This is a genomic window from Chryseobacterium sp. CH21 (assembly GCF_004119445.1).
Classification (GTDB): Bacteria; Bacteroidota; Bacteroidia; order Flavobacteriales; family Weeksellaceae; genus Chryseobacterium.
The window spans coordinates 1-23,950 of sequence record NZ_QICI01000029.1 but is presented as its reverse complement, the minus strand read 5'-3'; the positions used below and the strand labels follow the sequence as shown (position 1 = coordinate 23,950).

At 36.7% G+C, this 23,950-nt stretch carries 16 protein-coding genes; 13 read left to right on the top strand and 3 right to left on the bottom strand.

What is annotated here, in order from left to right:
* Nucleotides 1–193: 193 nt before the first annotated feature.
* On the top strand, nt 194–1,102 hold the full coding sequence (locus BOQ62_RS04600) for a phosphatidylinositol-specific phospholipase C (protein ID WP_129037507.1): 909 nt from the start codon (nt 194–196) through the stop codon (nt 1,100–1,102).
* 147 nt (nt 1,103–1,249) lie between these two features.
* On the opposite strand, the gene BOQ62_RS04595 is transcribed toward BOQ62_RS04600, so the two are convergent.
* From BOQ62_RS04595 to BOQ62_RS04585, 3 genes are all read right to left on the bottom strand, one after another.
* Complete coding sequence (locus BOQ62_RS04595) at nt 1,250–3,076, bottom strand: alkaline phosphatase (RefSeq protein ID WP_129037505.1); 1,827 nt, start codon at nt 3,074–3,076, stop codon at nt 1,250–1,252.
* Between the two features lie 113 nt (nt 3,077–3,189).
* Nucleotides 3,190–4,698, bottom strand: a complete 1,509-nt coding sequence (locus BOQ62_RS04590) for a RagB/SusD family nutrient uptake outer membrane protein (RefSeq protein WP_129037503.1) — start codon at nt 4,696–4,698, stop codon at nt 3,190–3,192.
* Nucleotides 4,699–4,724: 26 nt separating this feature from the next.
* Entirely contained in the window at nt 4,725–7,613 is a 2,889-nt protein-coding gene (locus BOQ62_RS04585) for a SusC/RagA family TonB-linked outer membrane protein (protein ID WP_129037501.1), read from the bottom strand.
* Nucleotides 7,614–8,009: 396 nt separating this feature from the next.
* On the opposite strand from BOQ62_RS04585, the gene BOQ62_RS04580 reads away from it, so the two are divergent.
* The 12 genes from BOQ62_RS04580 to BOQ62_RS04535 all read left to right on the top strand — a co-directional run bounded on the left by BOQ62_RS04580 (nt 8,010) and on the right by BOQ62_RS04535 (nt 23,521).
* Nucleotides 8,010–8,798: an SDR family oxidoreductase gene (locus tag BOQ62_RS04580; RefSeq protein WP_129037499.1), complete on the top strand. Its 789-nt coding sequence runs from the start codon at nt 8,010–8,012 to the stop codon at nt 8,796–8,798.
* A gap of 221 nt (nt 8,799–9,019) precedes the next feature.
* On the top strand, nt 9,020–10,552 hold the full coding sequence (locus tag BOQ62_RS04575; protein WP_228413689.1) for a hypothetical protein: 1,533 nt from the start codon (nt 9,020–9,022) through the stop codon (nt 10,550–10,552).
* Nucleotides 10,553–10,885: 333 nt separating this feature from the next.
* Nucleotides 10,886–14,026, top strand: coding sequence for a SusC/RagA family TonB-linked outer membrane protein (locus BOQ62_RS04570; protein WP_129037495.1), 3,141 nt, complete (start codon nt 10,886–10,888; stop codon nt 14,024–14,026).
* Nucleotides 14,027–14,046: 20 nt separating this feature from the next.
* Nucleotides 14,047–14,463: a hypothetical protein gene (locus BOQ62_RS22945; RefSeq protein ID WP_228413687.1), complete on the top strand. Its 417-nt coding sequence runs from the start codon at nt 14,047–14,049 to the stop codon at nt 14,461–14,463.
* A gap of 2 nt (nt 14,464–14,465) precedes the next feature.
* Nucleotides 14,466–15,263, top strand: a complete 798-nt coding sequence (locus tag BOQ62_RS04565) for a SusD/RagB family nutrient-binding outer membrane lipoprotein (RefSeq protein ID WP_262708303.1) — start codon at nt 14,466–14,468, stop codon at nt 15,261–15,263.
* Nucleotides 15,260–15,565 (top strand): SusD/RagB family nutrient-binding outer membrane lipoprotein, encoded by a 306-nt coding sequence (locus BOQ62_RS23835; protein WP_262708302.1) that lies wholly within the window; start codon nt 15,260–15,262, stop codon nt 15,563–15,565. Before BOQ62_RS04565 ends, BOQ62_RS23835 begins: the two co-directional genes overlap by 4 nt.
* Nucleotides 15,566–15,647: 82 nt before the next feature.
* Nucleotides 15,648–17,993, top strand: coding sequence for a phosphocholine-specific phospholipase C (locus BOQ62_RS04560; RefSeq protein ID WP_129037493.1), 2,346 nt, complete (start codon nt 15,648–15,650; stop codon nt 17,991–17,993).
* Between the two features lie 187 nt (nt 17,994–18,180).
* Nucleotides 18,181–18,759 (top strand): hypothetical protein, encoded by a 579-nt coding sequence (locus BOQ62_RS04555; protein WP_129037491.1) that lies wholly within the window; start codon nt 18,181–18,183, stop codon nt 18,757–18,759.
* Nucleotides 18,760–18,860: 101 nt separating this feature from the next.
* Nucleotides 18,861–19,664, top strand: a complete 804-nt coding sequence (locus tag BOQ62_RS04550) for a WxL protein host-binding domain-containing protein (protein WP_228413685.1) — start codon at nt 18,861–18,863, stop codon at nt 19,662–19,664.
* A complete protein-coding gene (locus BOQ62_RS04545; protein ID WP_129037489.1) occupies nt 19,657–22,410 on the top strand; it encodes a hypothetical protein in 2,754 nt (917 codons plus the stop codon). The genes BOQ62_RS04550 and BOQ62_RS04545 overlap by 8 nt, the downstream gene beginning before the upstream one ends.
* Nucleotides 22,407–22,868, top strand: coding sequence for a hypothetical protein (locus BOQ62_RS04540; protein WP_228413683.1), 462 nt, complete (start codon nt 22,407–22,409; stop codon nt 22,866–22,868). The genes BOQ62_RS04545 and BOQ62_RS04540 overlap by 4 nt, the downstream gene beginning before the upstream one ends.
* 83 nt (nt 22,869–22,951) lie before the next feature.
* Nucleotides 22,952–23,521, top strand: a complete 570-nt coding sequence (locus BOQ62_RS04535; RefSeq protein WP_129037487.1) for a hypothetical protein — start codon at nt 22,952–22,954, stop codon at nt 23,519–23,521.
* Nucleotides 23,522–23,950: the final 429 nt, after the last annotated feature.

Sequence of the window (23,950 nt, the reverse complement as noted above, 5' to 3'; positions counted from 1 at the left end):
ACTTCCCTACTTTATACCAACTTAATTATCTCTTAAAGTTAAATTAACTCCTTGTGCTTTGATATATTCTTATTTTTAAACTACCTTAAAAAAATAAAAAAACTATGTTCAAACAAAGCATGAAACGTATGACAGCTATCACACTTGGGGTGGTTACTGCATCTATCTTTTTTCCTGTTCCAATGACAGCCTTATGGAAAGAGATTCTAATGACAACAGCCTAGCTTCTTTAGCAAAAGTTAACAATAGAACTTCTTTAGCACCTATCGAAATGAACAGCTGGATGTCTGGTCTTCAGGATAATATTTCCATTTCAAAAATCTCTATTCCCGGAACTCATGATTCCGGAGCACGTGTAGATGCCCCTGTTGTGTCAGGTACGGCTAAAACTCAAAACCTCAGCATTGCAGAACAACTGAATGCAGGAGTTCGTTTCCTGGATATCCGTTGCAGACATATTGACAATGCATTCACCATTCATCACGGAGCGATTTACCAAAATCTGAATTTTGATGATGTGCTTAATGCTTGCTATGCGTTCCTTAGCAGCCATCCATCTGAAACAATTATCATGTCCGTAAAAGAGGAATATGATGCTTCCAATACCACCAGAAGCTTTGAACAGACTTTTGATTCTTATGTACAGAAAAATCCTTCTAAATGGGATCTTGGTGCAAACATTCCTACGCTGGGTGCTGTAAGAGGAAAGATCAAATTATTAAGAAGATTTTCCTCAGCAACAAGTAAAGGAATCAATGCTTCACCGTGGGCAGACAATACTACTTTTGACATTAACAATTCCGGTGTGCAGTTGAAAGTACAGGATTATTATAAGGTAACCAACAACGATGATAAGTGGAATGGAATTTCCAGCCTTCTTAATGAAGCTAAAAATGATACGAGTGGCAAGCTTTTCGTGAATTTCACCAGCGGTTATAAACCTGGAATTTTCGGAATTCCTAGTATTCCTACGGTATCCAATGCTATTAATCCAAAACTTAAAACATTCTTCCAAACCAATACTCAAGGTTCATTTGGGATAATGCCGATTGACTTTGTGAATGCTGAACTTTCTGAATTAATCGTTAAGACCAACTTCTAAATTATTATTTGTTAGATATACTCAAAGGCTGTCTCTCTTTTTGAGGCAGCCTTTTTATTATTTTCTCACACAGATTAACTTAAAAGAAAAGACTGTTTCAAAAATGAAACAATCTCTCTTTGTAAAAGTAAAAGTATAAATTAAAAGCTATTTCTTAATTCCATAAGCGGCCAGTATTTTGTTGAAGATCTCTGTATTTTCATACAACCCTGTGAATTCTTTTGAATTGGGCCCGTAAGCAAAAACACTTGATGGAATAGAGGTATGATCATTTGTACTGAAATTTCCGAATACCCACCCATCTTTCAGGCTACCATCCAAAAGGGTTAAACCTCCTGTTTCATGGTCTCCCACTACAATCACTAAAGTTTCTTTATTTTCGTCAGCAAACTTCATGGCCTTCCCAACAACATAGTCGAAATCCAGTAATTCTGTAACCAACTGTTCTATATTATTGCTATGTCCACCACCATCTGTCTGGGAAGCTTCAATCATCATGAAGAATCCTTTTTTATTATTCTTTAAATCATTTAAAGTAAGATCGAATGCATCTGCCAACCAGTTTCCTCTTCCATTGGTGATTCTTTGTGAAGCCAGAGGATCGATAACCAGAGTACGGTTGTTTATTTTAGTTACTGATTTTAAATCTTTATAGAGATCTATTTTAGCATCTTTGAATTTCTGAATATTCTCCTGAGACAATCCGCTTGTAGGACCACCGATCAGTATTTTTGTTTTTGAAGCAGCAAAATCTTTAAGAATAGGTTCTGAACTGTTTCTGTTATCCGAATGAGCATAGAAATCTGCAGGAGTAGCATCTGTAACATCTCCAGTGGAAATCAGGCCGGAAATCATTCCTTTTTCACCAATAATATCAGGGATTTGTGCTAATGCTTTTCCCATATTATCAACCCCTACAAAAGTATTTTTGGTTTTCACACCCGTTGCAAATGCTGTAGAACCTGGTGCTGAATCTGTAATATAAGCATTGGATGAATTGGTTTTGGAAAGCCCTGTGGATTTCATGTTGAAAACATTCAGTTTTCCTTTGTTCGCTGTAAAGGCAGCATAATATTGGGGTAAAGAAGTTCCGTCCGGAATAAGAAGAATGACTTTCTTTACTTTTTTCGCAACCCCGTCTGATTGATAAGTTGGAGTATAAGTGGCGTATTCTTTTGTATTTTTATAAAAGTTTTTCGGAATCGTATTCATGAATTTTTTAAGATCCGGAATATGATCGGTATTGATATAATCCACCCCTAAATCCATCAGGTTTACCCAGGCATTCGGGAAATCCGGAGCACCGTAAAAACGAACTGGTTTCTGCTGAGCATGCGCTTTATCTACTGCGGTTTTGATTTTTTGCGTTTCTTCATCCCTTGGAATTCCTTTTCCATTCCATTTCACCAATCCCGGAAGGTCTGCGCTGAACATTCCGATTCTTTTCAGTTGATCTGCAGAATAGTTTTTATCAAGATCTCCATCGAAATAAAGATAATTCGGATAGTTTTTAAAATCTTCGGGCTGAGGTCTTCCTCCGGTAATGACAATTTTAATTCCCGAATTTTCTGTGATCTCAGGATATTTCTTTAAAGTATTTACCAAAGCTTCCAGTGATGTTTTATAATCTTGTTTTATATCAATCAGCAATTGAAGTTTTTTACCTGCATCAGGATAAATATTCCCTTTATTCAGCTTAATCTGTTTTGAAATATTATCGAGATAAAGATTTTCCAATGTTCTGTCTGCAGAAAGTTCCTTTTCGGTATGCGCGACCCAAAGCTTTCCTTTTACCAGAAAAACATCTGCCTCAATGGAACCGAAATTAGCATAATAAGCCTGCCAAAAAGGGATTTCCTGCATATAGTCATTATGCGAATGTGCATTCCCTACATTGTAATGTAAATAATTCTGTGCCTGATTTTCGGAAAAAACAGCCAAGGCCAGTACAGCCAGTATTTTTGATAATTTCATTCGTAAATTGTTTTATAAGTCAAATGGAAAGACCTGTTTCCATCCCTGTGAAAAACTATATCATCACAGAAATCTCTGCAATGATATAGCGGCTTATATAAAAGATTAAAATTCTACCAGCCTTCATTTTGTTTAATGATCCCGTGACTGTTTACGATTTCAGCCTGTGGAACTGCCCAAACATTATGTACAGCTGGATTAAAGTTTCTTGCTGCCCAGACTACCTGTCCATTGATACCGTGCAGAGGCTTCGCATAAGCTGCCTGTGCATCTCCCCAACGTACAAGGTCTCTGTGTCTGTCTGCCCATTCACCTGCCAGTTCGCAACGTCTTTCATGTTTCAGATCTGCCATTGTACATCCGTTTTTCGCAGGTAAACCTGCACGTAATCTAATCATATTGATTTCCTGATCTGCAGATTTCCCTTGCATTAGCAAAGCTTCTGCCTTGATCAGAATAACCTCAGCATAACGCATGATTGGAACGGCAAGATCTGTACATGGATAATCTCCGTTGGCACTTACGTGACCACTGTTCAGCTGATATTTGAAGGCATCCATATATTTATTAAACTGATATCCGGTAAGGGAATTGGTAGAAGCATATGTTCTTACCTTTCCGTTAAACGTAAATTGATCTCCTGTTTTCAGAATAGTAGCACTTCTTCTAAGGTCTCCGGTTTCGTATTCATCAAACAATTCTTTAGTCGGTTGGAAATATCCCCATCCGTTATATTCTCCCCACCCTTTATTTTCAAGCATTACACCTGGAAGAATACTTCCCCAAGCCGTAAACTTAGGTGTTCCAGGGATAGACCAGATGTATTCTGAACTGTAGTTATTTTCAGATTTAAAAACATCGGCGAAATTACCTAATAATGCTCTGTTTCCTTTGGTCATTACTTCGTTAGCCCAGAATTCTGCATTCTTCCAGTCTTTCATAAACAGATATACTTTTGCTAACAATGCCCATGCGGCTGCTTTATGAGGTCTTCCATAATCTTTTGCGGGAAGTTCTGCCTGTGTAGGTAATAATTCTGCTGCTCTTTTCAGATCGTTTACAATGTAAGTGTAGTTTTCCATTACGTTAGCCGCTCTTGGAATCGGGTTTGGATCCGGATCTTTTGAACGGTCGATAATGGGAACTCCGGCCTTTTCATTTCCGTAAGAGTAAGCCAGCTCAAAATACATTCTGCTGCTCATGAACAAAGCTTCGCCAAGATATTTATTTTTAATTGCAGATGAAGTCTGAATATTATCAACATTACGGATGACACGGTTGGCCACTCCGATGACGTTGTATCTTTTGTTCCATTGAGTTTCAAGATCTCCTGCCGCAATATAATTGCTGCTGAAGTTCTTTGCGTTATCCGCCTCACTTTTCGCTCTTCCGGTTACCATATCATCACTGGCATTGATAAACCAAAACAATCCTCTTCCATAAAACTCACCGTCAAACAAAGGTTTATACATCGCATTTGCTCCGGTAATCAAATCGTTTTCCGTTTTCCAGAAACTGGCTTCTGTAGGGGTTCCTTCCGGCTGAACATCCAGTTCTCCTGTACATGACAGAAACATAACAGATAGTCCTGATACTAACAATATTTTGTTGAAAAATTTCATTTTTTTACTTTTTGTTGGTTAAAAAATTATAATCCGATCTCCACCCCAAAGATGAATGAGCGTGCCTGAGGATATCTTCCGGTATCTACACCATAAGAATTCATTCCTACTTCAGGATCGAATCCTGTATATTTCGTAATCGTAAACAGGTTGTTGGAAGTCATATAGATTCTCACTTTGTTTACATCCAGCTTGCTGTACAATTCTTTCGGTAATGAATAACCAATGGTAAGGTTCTTCAGTCTTAGGTAAGATCCGTCTTCCACATAGAAATCTGATACTTTAGAGTAATTACCACTTGGATCACCGTGTACCAGTCTTGGAATATCAGTATTGGTATTCTGAGGAGTCCATGCATTCAGGATATCTCTGTCCATATTGTAATTCTGTCCTGTTCCACCTGGGTTCAAAGAAATAAACTTCATCCCGTTGAATATTTTATTTCCATACACTCCCTGGAAGAATAAATTCAGGTCAAAGTTTCTCCAGGTCATGTTATAAGAGAATCCGTAAGAGAACTTAGGGTATGGACTTCCAAGATTCACAAAATCATTATTATTAAGCACTCCTGTATTTCCTTCTTTTTTCAGGAATTTAATATCTCCAGGTTTCGCATTCGGCTGGATAAGATTTCCGTTGGCATCTTTATAATTGTTGATTTCTTCCTGAGTCTGGAAAATTCCGCCAGTCTTATAACCATAGAAAGAATACAGAGGATCACCTACTTTTACACGGGTTGGTTTCAATACTCCTCTTACTCCGTTATCATTAATAAAGATTTCATCCACATTGGCAAGCTGCTTCACCGTATTTTTTAGTTGACTCATTGTAGCTCCCACTGAGAAAGTAAAATCATCTGAAATCACCTTGTTGTAATTGATTCCTAATTCAAATCCTTTATCCTGGAATAATCCCGCATTCACATACTGATTATTATACGTTGCCGTACTTGGTAAGCTTACATTGAAGATCTGATCTTTGGAATTCTTTACGAAATAATCAAACTGTAAAGAAAGTGTGTTATGAAGGAATGATGCATCCACTCCGAAGTTGGTCTGCTCAGATTTTCCCCATTTCAGATCCGGATTCGGACGGGTGGTAGCATAATATGCAATATTCTGAGAAGGATCCTGACCGAAAATGATGTTATTATCTCTGGTCATTAGTGGATTTACCGCTTGTGGTGAAATTCCTCCAAGGTTACCCAGAATACCGTAACTTCCTCTTAATTTCAGACTGGAAAGCCATGAAATATCCTTCATGAAATTTTCTTTCGAAACTACCCATGCACCGGAAACCGCATAGTAATTGGCAAATCTGTTCTGCTTTGCTACGAGTGAAGAACCATCACGTCTTCCCAATAAGCTAATAATATACTTTCCTGCATAGTCATAGTTTACTCTCGCCAGATAAGAAACCAAGGATTGCTTGAATCTGTAACTGGAAACATCTTTATTGGTATCCGCAGCGTTCTGAAGGTGTTGGAAAACCTCAGCTTCACTTCTGAAATCATACGATTTTGCCACAAAACCATCATCAATTGTTTTTTGGAAGGTAAAACCTCCAAGGAAATCAAAATTATGCTGTCCGGCAGAAATTTTATAAGTCAATAACTGTTCTGCAAGGGCTGTGGAAGAATTGTTGGATTGGTATTCCAAATTATTGGTATCAAAAATTTTCCCTACTTCCAAAACTCTGTAGGTAAAGTTTTTCACATCCCCAAGTTTAAACGTCTGTGAGAAGTTGGAACGGAATTTTAAATTTTTGGCCAGCGTAATTTCAGCATAAGGGTTGATTAAAATTTCGTGGGTAGGATTTCTGATACTGATTCTTTTAAGATAAGCTACCGGATTGATCATATCTCCATATCCACCTGCCACATCAATCGGCAGTCCTGAAAATGCACCGTTGGGAGTATATACCGGAACATTGGGCGGATAGTACATAGCAGCAACCAAAGCTCCTGTATATCCACTCTTGGTATCGGCTGTGTTTCCGTCAGAGTAATTATAATACATATTTTCTCCGATCGTCAGCCAGTCTTTTACTTTATGTTCAGAATTGACTCTGAAATTGTATCGTTTTGCCTGAGTATTCAGTAAGATTCCCTCCAGGTTTCTGTGGTTCATTCCCACAAAATATCTGGATTTTTCATTTCCTCCACTTAGGTTCACATTATATTCCTGAATGGTTCCTGTTCTGAAAATTTCTTTCATCCAGTCTGTTCTGGTAATTCTGCCGTCAGGATATTGAGTAGGATTAAAAGCGATGGGTAAGCTTCCCAGTTTTCCGGCATTTTCGTAGGCTTTGTACATTACGTCCTGGAATTCTGCTGCGTTCAGAGATTCTTTCAATCTCCAGGCTTCATTGATTCCGTATTTCACATCAAGATCTACCGTAAGATTTCTTTTTTTACCTTTTTTAGTGGTAATAAGAATAACCCCGCCGGAAGATCTTGCTCCGTAAATAGCCGCAGAAGCGTCTTTAAGTACAGATATATCCTGAATATCGTTTGGATTTATAGAAGGTGTTCCATTAAAAACTACTCCATCTACAACATAAAGGGGAGTTTCTCCATTGATTCCTCCCAAACCACGAATATTTACCTTCGGTGCTCCGTTAGGATCTCCACCTTCGTTCACTACAGTTACTCCGGGAGCTTTACCCTGAAGCACTTCTCCTACACCAGACAAAGATCTGGAAGTAAGCTTATCCAGTGAAGCCTCCGAAACAGCCCCGGAAACTTTACTTTTTTTCTGTGTTCCGTATCCAACCACAACAATCTCATCGATGGATTTTTCTTTTAAGCTGTCTTTTTTCTGAGCGAGGAACATCGGTGAAGCTGATATTGCACCAATAAGTAATACCCTTCCCGTTAAATATGTTACGGAGACAGGGATTTTAAATACATTCATGATATCCTTTTTGATTAGGTGCAAAATTAGAACAGCCTGCTCCCACCACTCATTAAGGTTTTCTTATGTTTTTATTAAGAAATTTTAGTTTTTTTAAGACAGCATATATCACAAAATAAAATTAAACAATTGTATTCCAATAACATACATAATTAAAAGTAATCATTCTAGTGATATTCTATACATAAATGAGATTAACTTTATTTTAAGTTTATCATCAATCCGGGACAATAGATCAAGAAATTATTAAAAATTATTTCAGGAATAATAAATAACTGAGTTCATTTTTCTTTTTTTACATTTGCTGAAAATAGATTTTACTTTTGAACACAGACCTTTAAAAACGTCTCACTGACATCATAAGAAAAATAAAACATTAAAAATCATACGAATTCAATGACCATCATTATAACAGGAACCTCATCAGGAATCGGGTTTGCATTAGCCGAATATTTTGGTAAAAAAGGACATAAAGTATATGGATTAAGCAGAAAGCATACAGAAAGCCAGTACTTCAAATCTATCCCCACTGATGTGACCGATAACATCGCTGTTCAGAATGCCATTGCTGAAGTTTTAAAAACAGAAACTAAAATTGATATTCTGATCAATAATGCCGGAATGGGAATGGTAGGCGCTGTAGAAGATTCTACCAAAGAAGATATTCTCAAACTTTTCAGTCTGAATCTTGCCGGACCTGTACAGATGATGAGTGCCGTTCTTCCGAACATGCGTGAACATAAATTTGGAAAAATCATCAATGTTTCCAGTATCGGAAGTGAAATGGGGCTGCCTTTCCGTGGATTTTACTCGGCTTCAAAATCGGCCTTGGATAAAGTAACGGAAGCAATGAGGTATGAAGTGTATCCGTGGAATATTGATGTATGCTCGCTGCATTTGGGAGATATTAAAACCAATATTGCAGACAACAGAGTGATAGCACAGGTTTCCCAGCCGTATAAAAATGTTTTCGACAAAGTATACGCGCTGATGAATTCCCATGTGAATGACGGAACTGAGCCTTTGGAAGTAGCAGAATACATTGAAAAACTTTTAGCAAAAAATAAATGGAAAGCTCATTATTATTTTGGTAAATTCGGGCAGAAAATCGGAGTTCCTTTGAAATGGATTCTTCCACAGGGAACTTATGAGAATTTGATGAAGAAATATAATAAACTGGATTAGTTTCAGTTGTATAGAAAGTTATTTGATAATAAAATTTTAAACCATTAAGAAGAATTAAGTTGTAAAGATTCATTAAGATAAGCTTTGCTTTAAGTTTTATCTTCATTATGCTTAATTTCATCGTTTGTCTGGTGTAGATACATTTGGGATTGAAACTGTTTCTGAAAATATTTTTTGTACTGTTCTGCGTTTTCACACAAGCGCAGAAGAAACAGTATTGGTTGATTGACACGGAAACTAAAACCAGAAAAAAAGTAAAGGATTCAACTTCTGCAGTGAAATTTCTGGATTCTTTAGCCCAAAGTAATTATTTTTTCACCCAACTGAAAGATGTAAAAGTAAAAGGCGACAGTACAGAGATTTTCTATGACAAAGGAAAAAATTTCAATGAAACATATGTAAACCTTACGGATTCTCTGGTTCAGAAACTGAAGATTCAGAAAGACTTTTTTACTAAAAATTTAGATTCAACTAAAAAAAGCATCAACAAGACGTATATTGATGAAGGTTATTCTTTCAGCAGAATTAAGTCTAAATATAAAGGCCAGAAAAATGGTTATCCAATTGTAGAACTGGATATTAATAAGAATGATAAAAGAACGATAGATGGCTTCGTAGTCAAAGGATACGAAAAGGTTCCGAAAAGATTTATCAAGAACTTAGAAAAGGAGTTTAAAGGTAAAAATTATGATGATAAAAACCTTTTGGCCATCAATAAAACGTTTCAAAGTCATCCTTTTCTGACTCTCGAACGGCAGCCACAATCTCTATTCACAAAAGACTCCACAAGTATCTACCTCTTTCTGGAAAAGAAAAAAACAAATACTTTTGACGGGGTAATCGGTTTCGGAAATGATAAAACTTCCAAATTTACATTAAACGGAACGATGAATGTCAACTTCAGGAATATGTTCAATGGTTTTGAAACGGTCAATTTATACTGGCAGAGAAACCCGGATAAAGGGCAGACTTTTGATCTTCGTGTAGATATTCCATATCTGTTCAAATCAAATGTAGGAATGGATACCAAAGTAAATATTTACCGACAGGATTCTACTTTTGCCAATGTAAAATTCCTTCCTGCTTTTTATTATCATATCAATAACAGGAATAAAATAGGTTTAAGAGCAACCTTGGAAACCTCTACTATTATTGACACACTATACGTTCAGGGAAAAGATTATAACAAACGGGGAATCGGGATATGGTTTGAAATGGTAGAACCTACTGATATTGATCTATTCCTTTATAAGACAAGAATCAATGCCGGATATGACTTTTTAACAACTACTTATTCCAAAGACAATATCAAAGCTAATCAAAATCAGTTTTATTTCTTCGGGGAACATAATTATCATATTTCAGGAAACCACTTTTTGAATATTAAAGGAGAAGGGGCTATGATGGATTCTAAAATAGCATTCTCTACCAATGAATTATACCGTTTCGGGGGCTGGAACTCCATGCGGGGATTCAATGAGAGCTCTCTGGCCGCCGACTTTTATTACTACGGAAGTCTGGAATACCGGTATCTGATCGGTAATCAGGCATTCTTCGATGTTTTTGGGCAATATGGACAGCTCAATAATAAATCATTGAATGTAAAACCCAAACTCTACAGTGTTGGGCTCGGTTTCAATTTCTTCATTCCTATCGGTCTGATGAGTTTCCAGCTGTCTAATGGTAACGAATTTGGAAATCCTTTTAAGTTTAATGATATTAAAATCCACTGGGGAATTCTGAGCAGGTTTTAAAAAAGAAAGAAAGAGGGAAGCTGGGGGCTGGAAGTTATCAGAGTCCTATTTTCACAATCTGTTTCTTTCATAAGACGGAAGTTTTTCTTAGAAAATTTATTACGGAGGATTTCAAGAAGTTGACAATACCACAATAACTTCCAGCCTCTCTCTCCCAGCTTCCTTCTTTATATTAATATCCATATAATAAAGCAAAAGTCCCTATACAAAAGACGTCTTTTGTTTTACCTTTCTATTAATTCTTCCTGTTAAAAAATATTAAAATCGTATTTTTATTTTAATACTTCATTAAAATACAGGTAACAGTGCTCTGCTAAATTTGCCTTCAAAAAAATGAAGAAGACTCTAGCCACTTTTGCCGTTTTTTTACTTCCCCTTTATTTTTCCGCTCAGGAAATCAATATTACAGGAAATGTAAAATCTGAAAACGGTTCTAGTGTTTCCGGTGTAAACATCACCGACAAAAACACAGGAAAGACTGCTACTACAGACGAAAATGGTAATTTTACCATTTCTGCAAATCCCAAAGACATTCTTGAGTTTTTTGCTCCTGATTTTTCTGTTTATACCGTTGAGGTTTCTTCAAAAAAACAGTATTCAATTGTTTTAAAAAAGCCCAACGAAAAGCAGATTGAAGGAGTTGTAATTACCGCACTGGGTATTGCTAAGAAGAAAGAAAAAATTGGGTATTCTACTCAGGAAGTGGGAACAAAACAGTTTGAAACCATTACTACACCAAGCATTGGAAATTTATTCTCCGGACAGGTAGCCGGTTTGAATGTTTCCAATCCAACGGGAATGCAGCAGGCTCCACAGTTTACTTTAAGAGGAAATTCCAATCTGGTTTTTGTGATTGACGGTGTCATTGTGGAAAAAGAAGTTTTCCAGAACTTAGATCCTAATAATATTGAAAACATCAACGTACTGAAAGGGGCTACTGCTTCGGCTTTATATGGTTCAAGAGGTCGTTACGGAGCTGTTTTAATCACCACAAAAAATGCTAAAAAGAAAGGGTTTTCTGTAGAATTTTCTCAGAATACCATGATCACTGGAGGGTTCACCAATCTTCCGAAAACTCAAACCGAGTATGGAAATGGTTCTCATGGAAAATATGAATTCTGGGATGGAGCTGATGGAGGAGTGAATGATGGAGATATGATCTGGGGTCCAAAATTTGTTCCCGGTTTACAGATTGCCCAGTGGAACAGCCCTATCAGAGATAAAGTAACTGGACAGGTAGTTCCGTGGTACGGAGCGGTGACAGGAACTCAGTATGATGATAAATCAAGATACGAAAGAGTTCCAATCGACTGGAAATATCATGATAACTTAAGTACTTTCTTAAAGCCTGCAGTGATCAATAATAATAACTTTGCGATCAGCTATAGAGACAACAAGGATGTATACAGGTTCTCCGGAAACTTCATGAATTATGATGACAGAGTTCCCAATTCTTATCTTCAGAAATATGGTATCAACTTTTCATCTGAAAACCACCTTGGAGATAAATTAATCTTTGATACGAAATTTAATTTCAACCAAGCTTTTACCCCTAATATTCCAAACTACGATTACAACCCAAGCGGACATATGTACACCATTCTGATCTGGATGGGAGGTGATGTAGACGGAAAAGCCTTGAAAAACCATATGTGGATTCCAGGAAAAGAAGGAAGAGCACAGGCCAACTGGAACTATGCATGGTACAACAATCCTTGGTTCGGGGCTGAGTATTATAAAAATCAGAACAGAACGAACATCATCAATGCACAAACAGGTCTAGAGTATAAAGCGACACAGGATCTTTCGGTAAAAGGGAAAATATCCCTTGTGGAAAACCACAGCAAAACGGAAGTATTGAGCCCTTATTCTTATTTCAATTATAGTGCGCCAAGAAGTGGAGGTTATATTTTAAAAGACAATAAAACCTGGAATCTTAACTATGATGTCCTTGCCACTTACAAGAAAAAAATATCTGAAAACTTTGATTTTACCATCAATGCCGGAGGTTCAGCTTTCTATTATAAAAACAATAATAATGAAAGATCTACGGATGGATTAAAAATTCCTGAAGTTTACTCCTTTGAAAATTCTATTGGAGCATTGAAAAATTATTCTTATTTGAAGGAAAAACTGATTTACAGTGCTTACTCAACGATTGATATTGGCTTGTATAATGCTTTCTTCATTAATATTTCAGGACGTAACGACTGGTCTTCCACATTGCCTAAAGCCAACAGGTCTTACTTCTACCCTTCTGCATCCATTAGTGCCGTTATTTCAAATCTGGTAAAATTGCCGGAGTCTATCAATATGCTGAAATTATCTGCTTCATGGGCAAAAGTAGCGTACGACTTCCAGCCTTATTCCATCAGAAATTATTATTTGAATAATCAGGGAGTTACATTCAACGGAAATCCTACATATTATTATCCAACGACTCTGAATGTAGAAAACTCTTTGAAACCGGAGCAGACAAAATCTTATGAATTAGGGTTAAGCGCAGGTTTCCTTAATAACAGAATTACTTTAGATGCTACTTATTTCAGAACATTAGATTATAATAATATTCTCCAGTTCCCGGCTGCGGAATCATCTGGTTTTACTTCACAATATGTAAACGGAAATGAATATACCACCAAAGGATTTGAAGTTTCCCTTGGTTTAGTTCCGGTAAAATCTGCTGATTTCAGCTGGAAAACCTTAATCAACTGGAGTACTTACGAACAAAAGCTGACTTCCATTTATGACAATATGCCGAACTACAAAAACATTAAGTTGGGCGAAAGAATGGACAGCTACTACGATTACACATGGCAAAAATCCCCAGACGGAAAAGTCATTCTGGATGCCAACACAGGGATGCCAACAAGAGCCAATGCACCAAGTAATCTAGGGCATTTCAATCCGGACTGGACTTTCGGTTTCAACAATACATTCAAATACAAGAAATTTACTTTAAATATCGGAATTGATGGAAGCATCGGTGGTGTCATGAGATCGCAGGTAGTGGAAAAAATGTGGTGGGGAGGAAAACATCCAAATTCTGTAGCTTACAGAGATCTTGAGTACGCCAATCCAGGAACATACTATTTTGTACCGGATGGGGTTAATTACAATCCGGCAACAGGCCAGTATACTCCACACACCAAAGCAATCAGCTTCCAGGACTGGGCACAGAATTATCCATACCAGGCAAGAGTAACACAGGATGAAAGTGAAGAGTTTGCCAACGTTTTCGACAGAACTTTCGTAAAACTTAGATCTGTAGTTCTGGAATATGATTTCTCTTCATTACTGAATCCGAAAGGAATGGTAAAAGGTTTCACCGCCAATATCTCTGCTTATAACCTGGCGATGTGGAAAAAATCAAAGAATCTTTATTCTGACCCTGATTTCCAGGCAAAAACAGAGAATGATATTCAGGATCCGTCCAGCAGATGGTTCGGAATAGGTTTTAATCTTAAGTTTTAACTAAAAAGTACGTCAAGACAATGAAAAATAATATAAACAAAGTGAAAGGACAAAGAGGCAAAACAGCGAAAAGATTAATGAAGAGTATGTTTGCTGCCGGACTTCTGACATTGGCTTCATGTGAATCCAACCTTGATAAAATCAATGAAAATCCTAATGATCAGGCAAGCATTGATCCTAAATTTCTTCTGACTTATGTGGAAAAATATACGTTTCAGGTAAACGGTGATAATATGTACGCTTCAAGAATGATGATTGGTACCGATGGTGAAAATTCATATCAGTATATGAAATGGAATGATGCCTCTTTCGAAGTCTACACAAAAGGACTTCTGAATACAGGAAAAATGATGCAGGAAGCGGAAAAAATCAATAATAAAAACTATGCTGCTATTGGTAAATTTCTGAGAGCCTATCATTTTTCAATATCAGTTTAAAAGTGGGAAGCACTCCTTATTCCGAGGCCGCAAAAGGAGAATCCGGAATTACACAACCAAAATATGATGCTCAGGAAGCTATCATGTCCGGAATTTTATCAGAATTAAAAGAAGCCAATGATCTTATCAATACCAATGATAAAATTGAAGGCGACATTGTGTACAACGGAGATGCTTTAAAGTGGAAAAAACTGATCAATTCTTTCCGTCTGAAGGTTTTAATCACGCTTTCCAAAAAAACAACTGTAGGAAATTATAATATTGCTACAGAATTTGCTTCTATTGCAGGGAGCCAGTCTCTCATGACCTCGATTGCAGATAATGGTGAGCTTAAGTTTGCTGATGCTGCAGACAGCAGATATACGATGTTTAACAACAGCGGATACGGTTCCAGTTTGTATATGGCAGATTATTTCATTAATCTATTCAAAGACAGACATGATCCACGTTTGTTCACTTTTGCAGCGCAGACTACAGGAGCTAAAGAAGCAGGAAAAGCCATAACAGATTACACAGGATACAACGGAGGAAACCCTACCTCACCTTATTCTGACAATGCAGCATTGATCACAGCAAAAAACATCTCTAAAGTAAACGATCGTTTCTATAAAGATCCTACCAATGAGCCTGCTTCTGTGTTAAGTTATTCGGAACTTGAGTTTATTCTGGCTGAAGCTACAGCAAGAGGCTGGATTTCCGGATCGGCAAAAACGCATTATGACAATGCCATTAAAGCTAGTTTCAATTTTTATCAAACGTATGTAAAAATCCGGGACAATATTTCTCAGGCTTTGATGTGAATCTATATCTGACAACTCCTTTAGTAGTTTACAATAATGCAGATTCTCTTCAGACACAGCTTGAAAAAATCATGACTCAAAAATACATGACCATGTTTCACCAGGCACAATGGACGTCTTATTACGATTATCTGAGAACTGGATATCCAAACTATCCTCTGAAAGCAGGAGTTGCAGCGCCTTTCAGATTCAGATATCCGCAATCGGAATACAGCTATAACAGCAACAATTTAAAAGCTGCTCTGGCTGCTCAGTATGGAGGAAGTGATAATATCAACTCCAAACCTTGGTGGTTGCAATAGAAATCTGATTATTTTTATATAAAACAAAGAAATCGCAGGAAAATCCTATTAACTTGCGGTTTCTTTCTTATTACGATTGAACATGAACAGAAGAGAATTTTTAGAAAAATCAAGTCTTTTATTAGCTGGGTTAGGAACTTCAAGTGTTCTTCATCCTTCCATTTTAAAAGCTTTAGCCATTGATCCGGCTGCACAGTCTACCTTTTATGATGCAGAACATGTTGTAATCCTGATGCAGGAAAACCGCTCATTTGACCATGCTTTTGGTGCTCTTAAAGGCGTAAGAGGATTTCTGGACAAAAGAGCCTTTGTAAAACAGGACGGGCATTCTGTATTCTTCCAAAAGAATGAGGAGGGAAAATATGCCTCCCCTGCCCGTCTGGATTTAAGAAATACCAAATCAACATGGATGAGCTCACTTCCACATTCATGGGCTGATCAGCAGAAGGCTCTGAACAAAGGTAAATTTGACCAATGGCTTCAAGCCAAAGCCTCAGGAAATAAAGATTACAAAAACATTCCACTGACGTTAGGCTATTATAATCGTGAAGATCTTCCGTTTTATTATCAACTGGCAGATGCATTTACTATATTCGATCAGTATTTCTGCTCTTCCCTTACCGGAACTACTCCAAACAGACTTTTCCTTTGGTCCGGAACATTAAGAGAACAGCAAAACGGAAAAGTAAAAGCCAATGTTGTGAATGAAAATATTGATTATGACAAAGCAAGACAGGCAAAATGGAAAAGTTTCCCGGAAATTTTAGAACAGCAGAATGTTTCGTGGAGAATTTATCAGAATGAAATCAGTCTTCCAAAAGGAATGTCTGGCGAACAGGAGGCATGGTTAAGTAATTTTACCGATAATCCGATTGAATGGTTTTCAAAATTCAATGTGAAGTTTTCAAAAGGATATTATCAGAATATTCCCAATATCATTGCTTACCTGAAACAGGAGATTGAAAAAAATCCTAATCAGAAAGAAAGACTGGAAGCGATGCTGGCTGAGGTTCAGGAAGATCAGATAAAATACCATCCGGATAATTATTCCAAACTTTCAAAAGAAGAAAAAAACCTTCATGAGAAAGCTTTCACTACCAATTCCAATGATCCTGATTACTGGAAACTGGAAATCGGAAAAGATGAAAACGGAGAAAGACTGGTTGTTCCGGAAGGTGATGTACTGTTCCAGTTCCGTAAAGATGTGGAGGAGAAAAAATTGCCGCTTGTTTCCTGGTTGGTAGCGCCGGAACATTTCTCTGACCATCCGGGATCACCTTGGTACGGAGCATGGTATATTTCTGAAGTTTTAAATATTCTGACCAAAGATCCTGAAACATGGAAAAAGACAATATTTATCATCAATTACGATGAGAATGACGGATATTTCGATCATGTACTTCCTTTCGCTCCACCGGTGAATCCAAGCCAGCCTGTAGATATGAACGGAAAAGAAGGAGTAGAATATGTAGATAAGTCTCAGGAATACATGAGCAATCCTTCTTTAAAAAGTTATGAAAAGATAGAAGGAACTGTTGGTTTAGGTTACAGAGTCCCGATGATCATCGCTTCGCCATGGACAAAAGGAGGTTTTGTAAATTCCGAAGTATCAGATCATACTTCTGTGCTGCAGTTTCTGGAGAAATTCATTATGAAGAAATTCAAGAAGAATGTACATGTTGATAATATCAGCGACTGGAGAAGAGCCATATGCGGTGATCTTACGTCTGCATTCAATTCTTCCAGTGTAAAGGTCCCACAGATGGATTATCTGGATCAGAAAGATTATGCTAAAACCATTAATGCAGCTAAAAATAAACCTGTTCCCAATCTGAAATGGCACTCTGAAAATGAACTTCATGAGAATTTACTTGAAATTCAGGAAAGAGGTTTGAAACCATCCAATCCGCTTCCTTATCATTTCCATGTCAATATAGAAGGGGAACATATCAAAATGGTTAATTTAAAAGAAAATGGAGTTCCGCTTTTAGTGTATGACAGAACTCAATTTGATCGTAATGATTATCATTTCTCTTATGCTTTATATTCCAAGCAAGAGATATCCCATCCTGTGCATTCCGGAGCTTATGATTACGAAATTTTCGGTCCCAACGGCTTTTTTAGGAAATTTAAAGGCTTGAATATTCCGGAATTGAAAGTAATTTTGGTGAATATGACACCAAAAAATCAGGTTGAGCTGATTATCAGAAATCCTAAAAAGAATGCTGTTTCCCTACAGCTGGAAGATCTTTACGGAAAAACAAAAAAGACAATCGCAGTACAAAAATCTGAAGAAAAAATAATCATCGATCTTAATAAAAATAAAGGCTGGTATGATTTGAAATTAAAATTCAATGAGCATCTATGGCATTTTGCAGGAAGAATAGAGACCGGAAAAGTATCTGTTTCTGATCCGCACTGGGCATAGAAAACATCTATAATATTGATAAAATCCTGTACATAAATGTGCAGGATTTTTTCGACTTATTATGTTAAAGTATATTTCAAATATAAAGAATTACATTGATCAAATAATCATTAATATAAAAATTATGATATATTTTTTTCAAATTATATTGAATTTTGTTATATTCACTTAACTAATTATCAGCATCATGAAAAAATTAAATTTAACTATTGCAATGTCTTTATTTGCGTTTGCTCTGTCTGGGAACCTGAGTGCGCAGGATACCAATACAGACAATCATACAGTCACAATTTCTATTCCCGAAGTTGCATTGGTAGATATTGAGCCAGCAGCTACAAAAAATATCACACTTGGGTTCACGGCTCCTACAGAAGCAGGAAATCCTGTTACTCCAAGTGCTTCTAACACTACTTTGTGGCTTAATTATTCTTCTATCAAATCTGTTGCAGATCCTACCCGTAATGTAAGTGTAAAAATGAATGCCATAGTTCCTGGAGTTGATCTTCACGTAACTGCAGCTGCAGCTACCGGATCTGGAGCGGGTACATTGGGTACATCTGCAGGTCTGTTGACTTTAAGTGCTGCTGACCAAACTATCATTTCAGGTATAGGAAGTGCTTACACAGGAAACGGTGCCAACAACGGACACAATCTTACCTATGCCCTTGCTGCCGGAAGCGGCCCCGGAGGTGTAGCAGCGTATGCAGATTTACAGGCAACAGCCACAGTAGTAGCTACCGTTACTTATACAATATCTGACAATTAGAATGTAAATAAATTTCTAATTCGTATTTCAAAAGCAAGAAGAAATTGTTATTCAGTTTCTTCCTGGTTTTGTATTATTAATATTTTAACACCAAACTTTACATGATGATAAAGCGTATTCTTCTTTTGATCACCCTGATTTTGCAGTTCAGCTTTTTACATGCCGGCATTGTGATTCTCAACGGGCTTACGCATTCTTATAAAATAGAAAACGGGAAGGTTTACAAAGGAAAAGTTTCCATTGAAAACACAAGCAGCAATCCTCAAAGTGTAAAACTATTCTTACAGGATTTTGCTTATCATGCAGACGGAACAATTAATTATACAGCATTACGCACCAATAAACGCTCTAACGGAGAATGGATAAAGCTCAATACCAATCTGGTTTCTCTGAAAGGTAAAGAAAAGACAGAGGTATTTTACGAAATTACTGTTCCTAATCACGTAGAAGATCCCGGAAGCTATTGGAGTGTGATCATTGTAGAGCCAGTGGAAGATATAAAACCCAGTGACAGTAAACCGGGAGTGAGCATCACTTCTGTGATACGATATGCCATTCAGGTTATTACCGATTTTGAAACAGAAAAAGCCAAACCGGATCTTAAGTTTGAAAGTGTAAAAGTAGAAAAACAGGAGGGCAAGCAGACGGTGAAGGTTGCAATAGCCAATAATGGTAATCTTTACTGCAAACCAACAGCAGCTATTGAGATCTATAACCGTAAAACAGGTGAAAAAGTAGGAACTTATTCAAGTTTAACGATGGGACTACTACCTGATACCTCCAAAACGTTTTATATTGATATCAGTAAAATACCTCCGGACAAATACAGAGCCTCTATAATAGCTACGGATGAAGAAGAGAATGCATTTGCACTCAATGTGGAATTAGAAGTAAAAAATGATTAGAACTTGGACTTTATTTATTGTTATATCATTATTCCCGGTATTTATTTTTTCACAACATCAATCCAAACCATTGACCAGTAAAAAAGATAGTTTAATGCCGGGAATGTCTACTTCTATTCCTTTTACATTAGAAAATAATTCGGCTGAAAGCAAAAGTTACGACATTTCAGTTACCACTTCAAATACATTTATTACACCTATTTTAGCAAAAGGAGAATTACAGATTGCTCCATATGAAACATCAGTTTATCTGGTTCCTTTGCGTATTGCAGCAGAAACAAGTCAGGGCAATTATTCCGTAACACTGAATATTAAAGATCGTAACAACGGTATCACCTTGACAAAGATTTCAAAAATAACAGTTTCAGGAAATAGAAACCTTTCCGTTACAGCTCTGGATTCACAGGAATTTATAAGAGCAGGAGAAACCATTCGTGCTACTTTTCTTTTAAAAAACAATGGTAATATAACAGAGCATATTACACTGGAAAGCAAAAATGCTATCCTTGATGCTCAGCCCTCATTAGTATTAGAGCCTAACGAGTCGAAAATCATTTCTATACATAAAGTAACCAGCCCGGATCTCAGGCAAAATGAATTCCAGAACATCAACCTTTCTGTATATTCAAATGGCAATCCTGAAGAAAACCAGAGTGTCTACGCAAGCACTCAGGTGATATCAGTAAAACCCTCTGAAGAAGACCTCTATCACAGACTTCCTGTTGCAGTTTCACTTTCTTTCATCGGAATGCAGAATATGGGAGTCTATAATGATGGCTTTCAGGGAGAAATCTACGGCAAAGGGACCCTTGATAAAGACAATAAAAACCAAGTCGAATTCCGGGCGGTTACCCACAATCCTATAGAATTGAATACATTCACCCAATATGAAGAATATTTTCTGAATTACAAACGGGATAAACTTTTCATTCATCTTGGTGATAAAACGTACTCTTCATCTTATTTAACAGAATTTGCCAGATATGGCCGCGGAGCAGAAATCCGATATGACTTTAATAAAGTAACTTTGGGTGGTTTCTATAATCATCCGAGATTTTTCAGGGATATACAGGATGAGTTTAATATGTATTCCACGTTTAAAATCAGGAAAGAGTCAGAACTTTCTGTTGGCTATCTTTATAAAACTCCGAGAGCGGGAGAAAATAGATACAGTGATATAAGGCTGGATTCTGATGCACACCTTCCTTATACTAAGGGAAAATTCAAAATATCCAAGAACATTAATGTTTCTGGAGAACTTGCTTACAGTACTACAAAAAAAAACAATGGAACAGCTTATTTGCTTCAGGCTGATGCTATTTTTGAAAAATTTAATGCAAGTTTAATGTATGTAAAAGCTAGCCCTGACTTTGCAGGCTATTTTACCAATACGAATACTTTTAACGGAAATATTTCTTACAATATCTCCAAAAAACTAAGTTTTTTTGCCAACTACATGCAGGATGCCAAAAATTTCCAGCGTGATACACTGTTACTCGCAGCACCCTATAGAAAATATTTCCAATACGGTATACAGTACAAATATATGCCGAGCGGTTTCATTATACTTAATAACGGCTATCAAACCTATAAAGATCGGTTAGAACCTAAACAGTTTGATTATTATGAGCGGTTCTTTAAAATCAGTATTAATCAGCAGATCGGAGTGTTTCAGATAAACATTGATGGACAGTTTGGTAAAACAGATAATTATCTGACTGGGTTTAGTGGTAATTCAAGTTTCTATTCTGCTAACCTCTCATTTCAAAAATTCAGAACTTCATTTAATCTATTTGGAAGCTATGCAGTCAGCTCAAGATATCAGCTCGAAAATCAGAAAAATTTTTATTACGGAGCAAGAATCTTCAGTCGGTTTTCAGATAAGACCAGCTTAAGCCTTTTTTATCAGAACAATTATATGCCGGAAGAATATTTTAAAGACCGAAATTTGTTTGAACTTATTTTCCACCAACAGCTATTTCCCGGAAACGAACTTGATCTTTCTGGCAGGTATTCTTTACAAAGAGGAGCAATTGGAGATAAGGATTTTATATTCTCCATGCGATATACATGGCGTCCTAATATTCCGGTACAAAAGACTGCTGAATATGTTACTTTAGCCGGAAATATCAGCAATCTGGGAATAAAAAATACTGAAGGAATAAGGTTAATGCTTGGAAGCTATCTCTCAGCTACAGATAAAGAAGGGAATTATTTTTTCAAAAATGTTATTCCCGGTAATTATTTTCTGGAAATAGACCGTTCAACAACGGAAATCAATGATATTCCAACACAGACTTTTCCAGTGGCGCTTGCTCTTATTAATAAAGAAAATATTTTAAATTTCGGATTAACAACGGCAGCCAATGTTAAAGGACATATTCAATTTCTTGAAAAGGGAGAAAAAGATCAAACGGATATTGAACAATTACTGAGTAGTAAAGGAAAGAAAAAAAAAGAAAGTATTATTGTAGAAGCTACAAACAATGATCAGACTTATCGTAAAATATGCTTCATAGGAGAAGATTTTGACTTCACCTATCTTCGTCCTGGCGACTGGAAAGTGAAAGTTTACCGTAATGGGCTTGATAAGCGGTATAAAATTTCGATAGATAAGTTTCAATTTACATTAAAACCAGCAGAAACAAAGAAATTAAGTATCAATATTGTCAAGCAACAAATAGAAATCAAATACCAACAGGAATCCTTACAGGTAGGGTATAATGAAATAAAAAAGAAAAAATGATTTTGATCCGTTCTATATTATTAACAGCATCATTTATTGTATCTGGTTTCTTGTATTCCCAGACTACTGCCAGTACTACTGTAACGATGACATTACCAGTAGTAACATTAATGGATATTGAACCAACAGGAAGTTTTACTTTAAATTTTACAGCTCCTACAGAAGCTGGAAATGCTTTAACAGCCCCTACTCCCAATACATCAAAATGGATCAATTATACTTCTGCTATTGCTTCCGGAGGACTTACCAGAAGAATTACAGCATCTATCAATAAACTAATTCCAGGGGTCAATATAAGAGTGCAGGCTGCAGCGGCTTCCGGATCAGGAGGAGGAACCTTAGGCACTTCATCGGGACAGATTATTCTTACCACTACCCCTGCTACCATTATTAGTGGTATAGGAGGAGCATATACCGGGAATGGTACCAATAATGGTCACGCACTTACCATTCATTAGCTACCAATACTTATGCTAATTTACAGGCTCAAGCCAATACCGCCGTTGTCATCACCTACACCATCACAGAATAAAACTGAAAAATGAAAATCAACAGCCATTTTCAAAAAGAAATGTTCTTAAAAAAATATATATACATTATTGTTTTAATAATGGGCAGTTTCCTTGAAGGTCAAACAATAAATATTGCAGGAAGTAACTGGACCGTAAGTGTACCTACCATTACTGAAGCGGGAACAAACTATACAGGAACTTATAACAATCCTAGCCAACTAACGCTATCAGGGAATCTACCTGGATCTTTCCTTAATCTCCTTTCAAGTTCCGGTGCCAGAATCAGCATGCATTATACCCCTGCTACCTGGAACAGTAATCTCCATCTCTACGCAAAAAGAAGTGGGGGAACTACTAAGATCAATGGTCTTTGTATAGCTTGTACTGCTACAATTAATGGTGGAAATGTAAATTTTATAGAAATCCCTCAAGCTAGTGCTGTAACACTTTCAACAATTACCTTTAGTGGGCTATTAGGGCTAGGCAATAGTGTAGATTATTCTGCTATTAATGTACAGTTGGAGATAGGTGGTGTTTCTGTTACAATTCCTGCAGCCACTTATAGTGCACAGATCGTATTTACCATAGGAGCAAACTAAACTTTCTTAGATAACCTTTACAATCACAATATCATAAAATTTGAACCGTTTCTTTAATAGAGGCGGTTTTTTTATTTCTTCTGGATTAAAATAAGACAGATTCCTGCTCTTTAAATACTTTTCTTAGGACTGGTAAGTTTTTATATTTGATAAGCTATTTATGAGCTTAAAATGATAGCCCGTGAATAATTCGGACTTCGGGTTCCAGGGTATATTGATTCTATTAGTTATAGGGCGACAAGTTCTGATTTAAAAAAACCAATTAGTAATTTGGGAGTCTTCAGATTCCTATCAAATGGATAGTATTATAACAATATACCTCTGTTTCCATTGTGTCATTCCGCAGGAATCCAGGCTTTAGAGGATGCAAAATGACAGAATAATGTATAAGTTTTTTAGCTCTTGGTATTAGCAGTGTCATGCTGAGCT

What these genes read in the sequence shown, in the direction of transcription:
- BOQ62_RS22945 (WP_228413687.1), top strand. Translation starts at nt 14,047, where the DNA reads ATGAAAAATAATATAAACAAAGTGAAAGGACAAAGAGGCAAAACAGCG.
- BOQ62_RS04540 (WP_228413683.1), top strand. Translation starts at nt 22,407, where the DNA reads ATGATTTTGATCCGTTCTATATTATTAACAGCATCATTTATTGTATCT.
- BOQ62_RS04585 (WP_129037501.1), bottom strand. Translation starts at nt 7,613, where the DNA reads ATGAATGTATTTAAAATCCCTGTCTCCGTAACATATTTAACGGGAAGG.
- BOQ62_RS04555 (WP_129037491.1), top strand. Translation starts at nt 18,181, where the DNA reads ATGAAAAAATTAAATTTAACTATTGCAATGTCTTTATTTGCGTTTGCT.
- BOQ62_RS04580 (WP_129037499.1), top strand. Translation starts at nt 8,010, where the DNA reads ATGACCATCATTATAACAGGAACCTCATCAGGAATCGGGTTTGCATTA.
- BOQ62_RS04535 (WP_129037487.1), top strand. Translation starts at nt 22,952, where the DNA reads ATGAAAATCAACAGCCATTTTCAAAAAGAAATGTTCTTAAAAAAATAT.
- BOQ62_RS04595 (WP_129037505.1), bottom strand. Translation starts at nt 3,076, where the DNA reads ATGAAATTATCAAAAATACTGGCTGTACTGGCCTTGGCTGTTTTTTCC.
- BOQ62_RS04560 (WP_129037493.1), top strand. Translation starts at nt 15,648, where the DNA reads ATGAACAGAAGAGAATTTTTAGAAAAATCAAGTCTTTTATTAGCTGGG.
- BOQ62_RS04570 (WP_129037495.1), top strand. Translation starts at nt 10,886, where the DNA reads ATGAAGAAGACTCTAGCCACTTTTGCCGTTTTTTTACTTCCCCTTTAT.
- BOQ62_RS04545 (WP_129037489.1), top strand. Translation starts at nt 19,657, where the DNA reads ATGATTAGAACTTGGACTTTATTTATTGTTATATCATTATTCCCGGTA.
- BOQ62_RS04590 (WP_129037503.1), bottom strand. Translation starts at nt 4,698, where the DNA reads ATGAAATTTTTCAACAAAATATTGTTAGTATCAGGACTATCTGTTATG.
- BOQ62_RS04600 (WP_129037507.1), top strand. Translation starts at nt 194, where the DNA reads ATGGAAAGAGATTCTAATGACAACAGCCTAGCTTCTTTAGCAAAAGTT.
- BOQ62_RS04550 (WP_228413685.1), top strand. Translation starts at nt 18,861, where the DNA reads ATGATGATAAAGCGTATTCTTCTTTTGATCACCCTGATTTTGCAGTTC.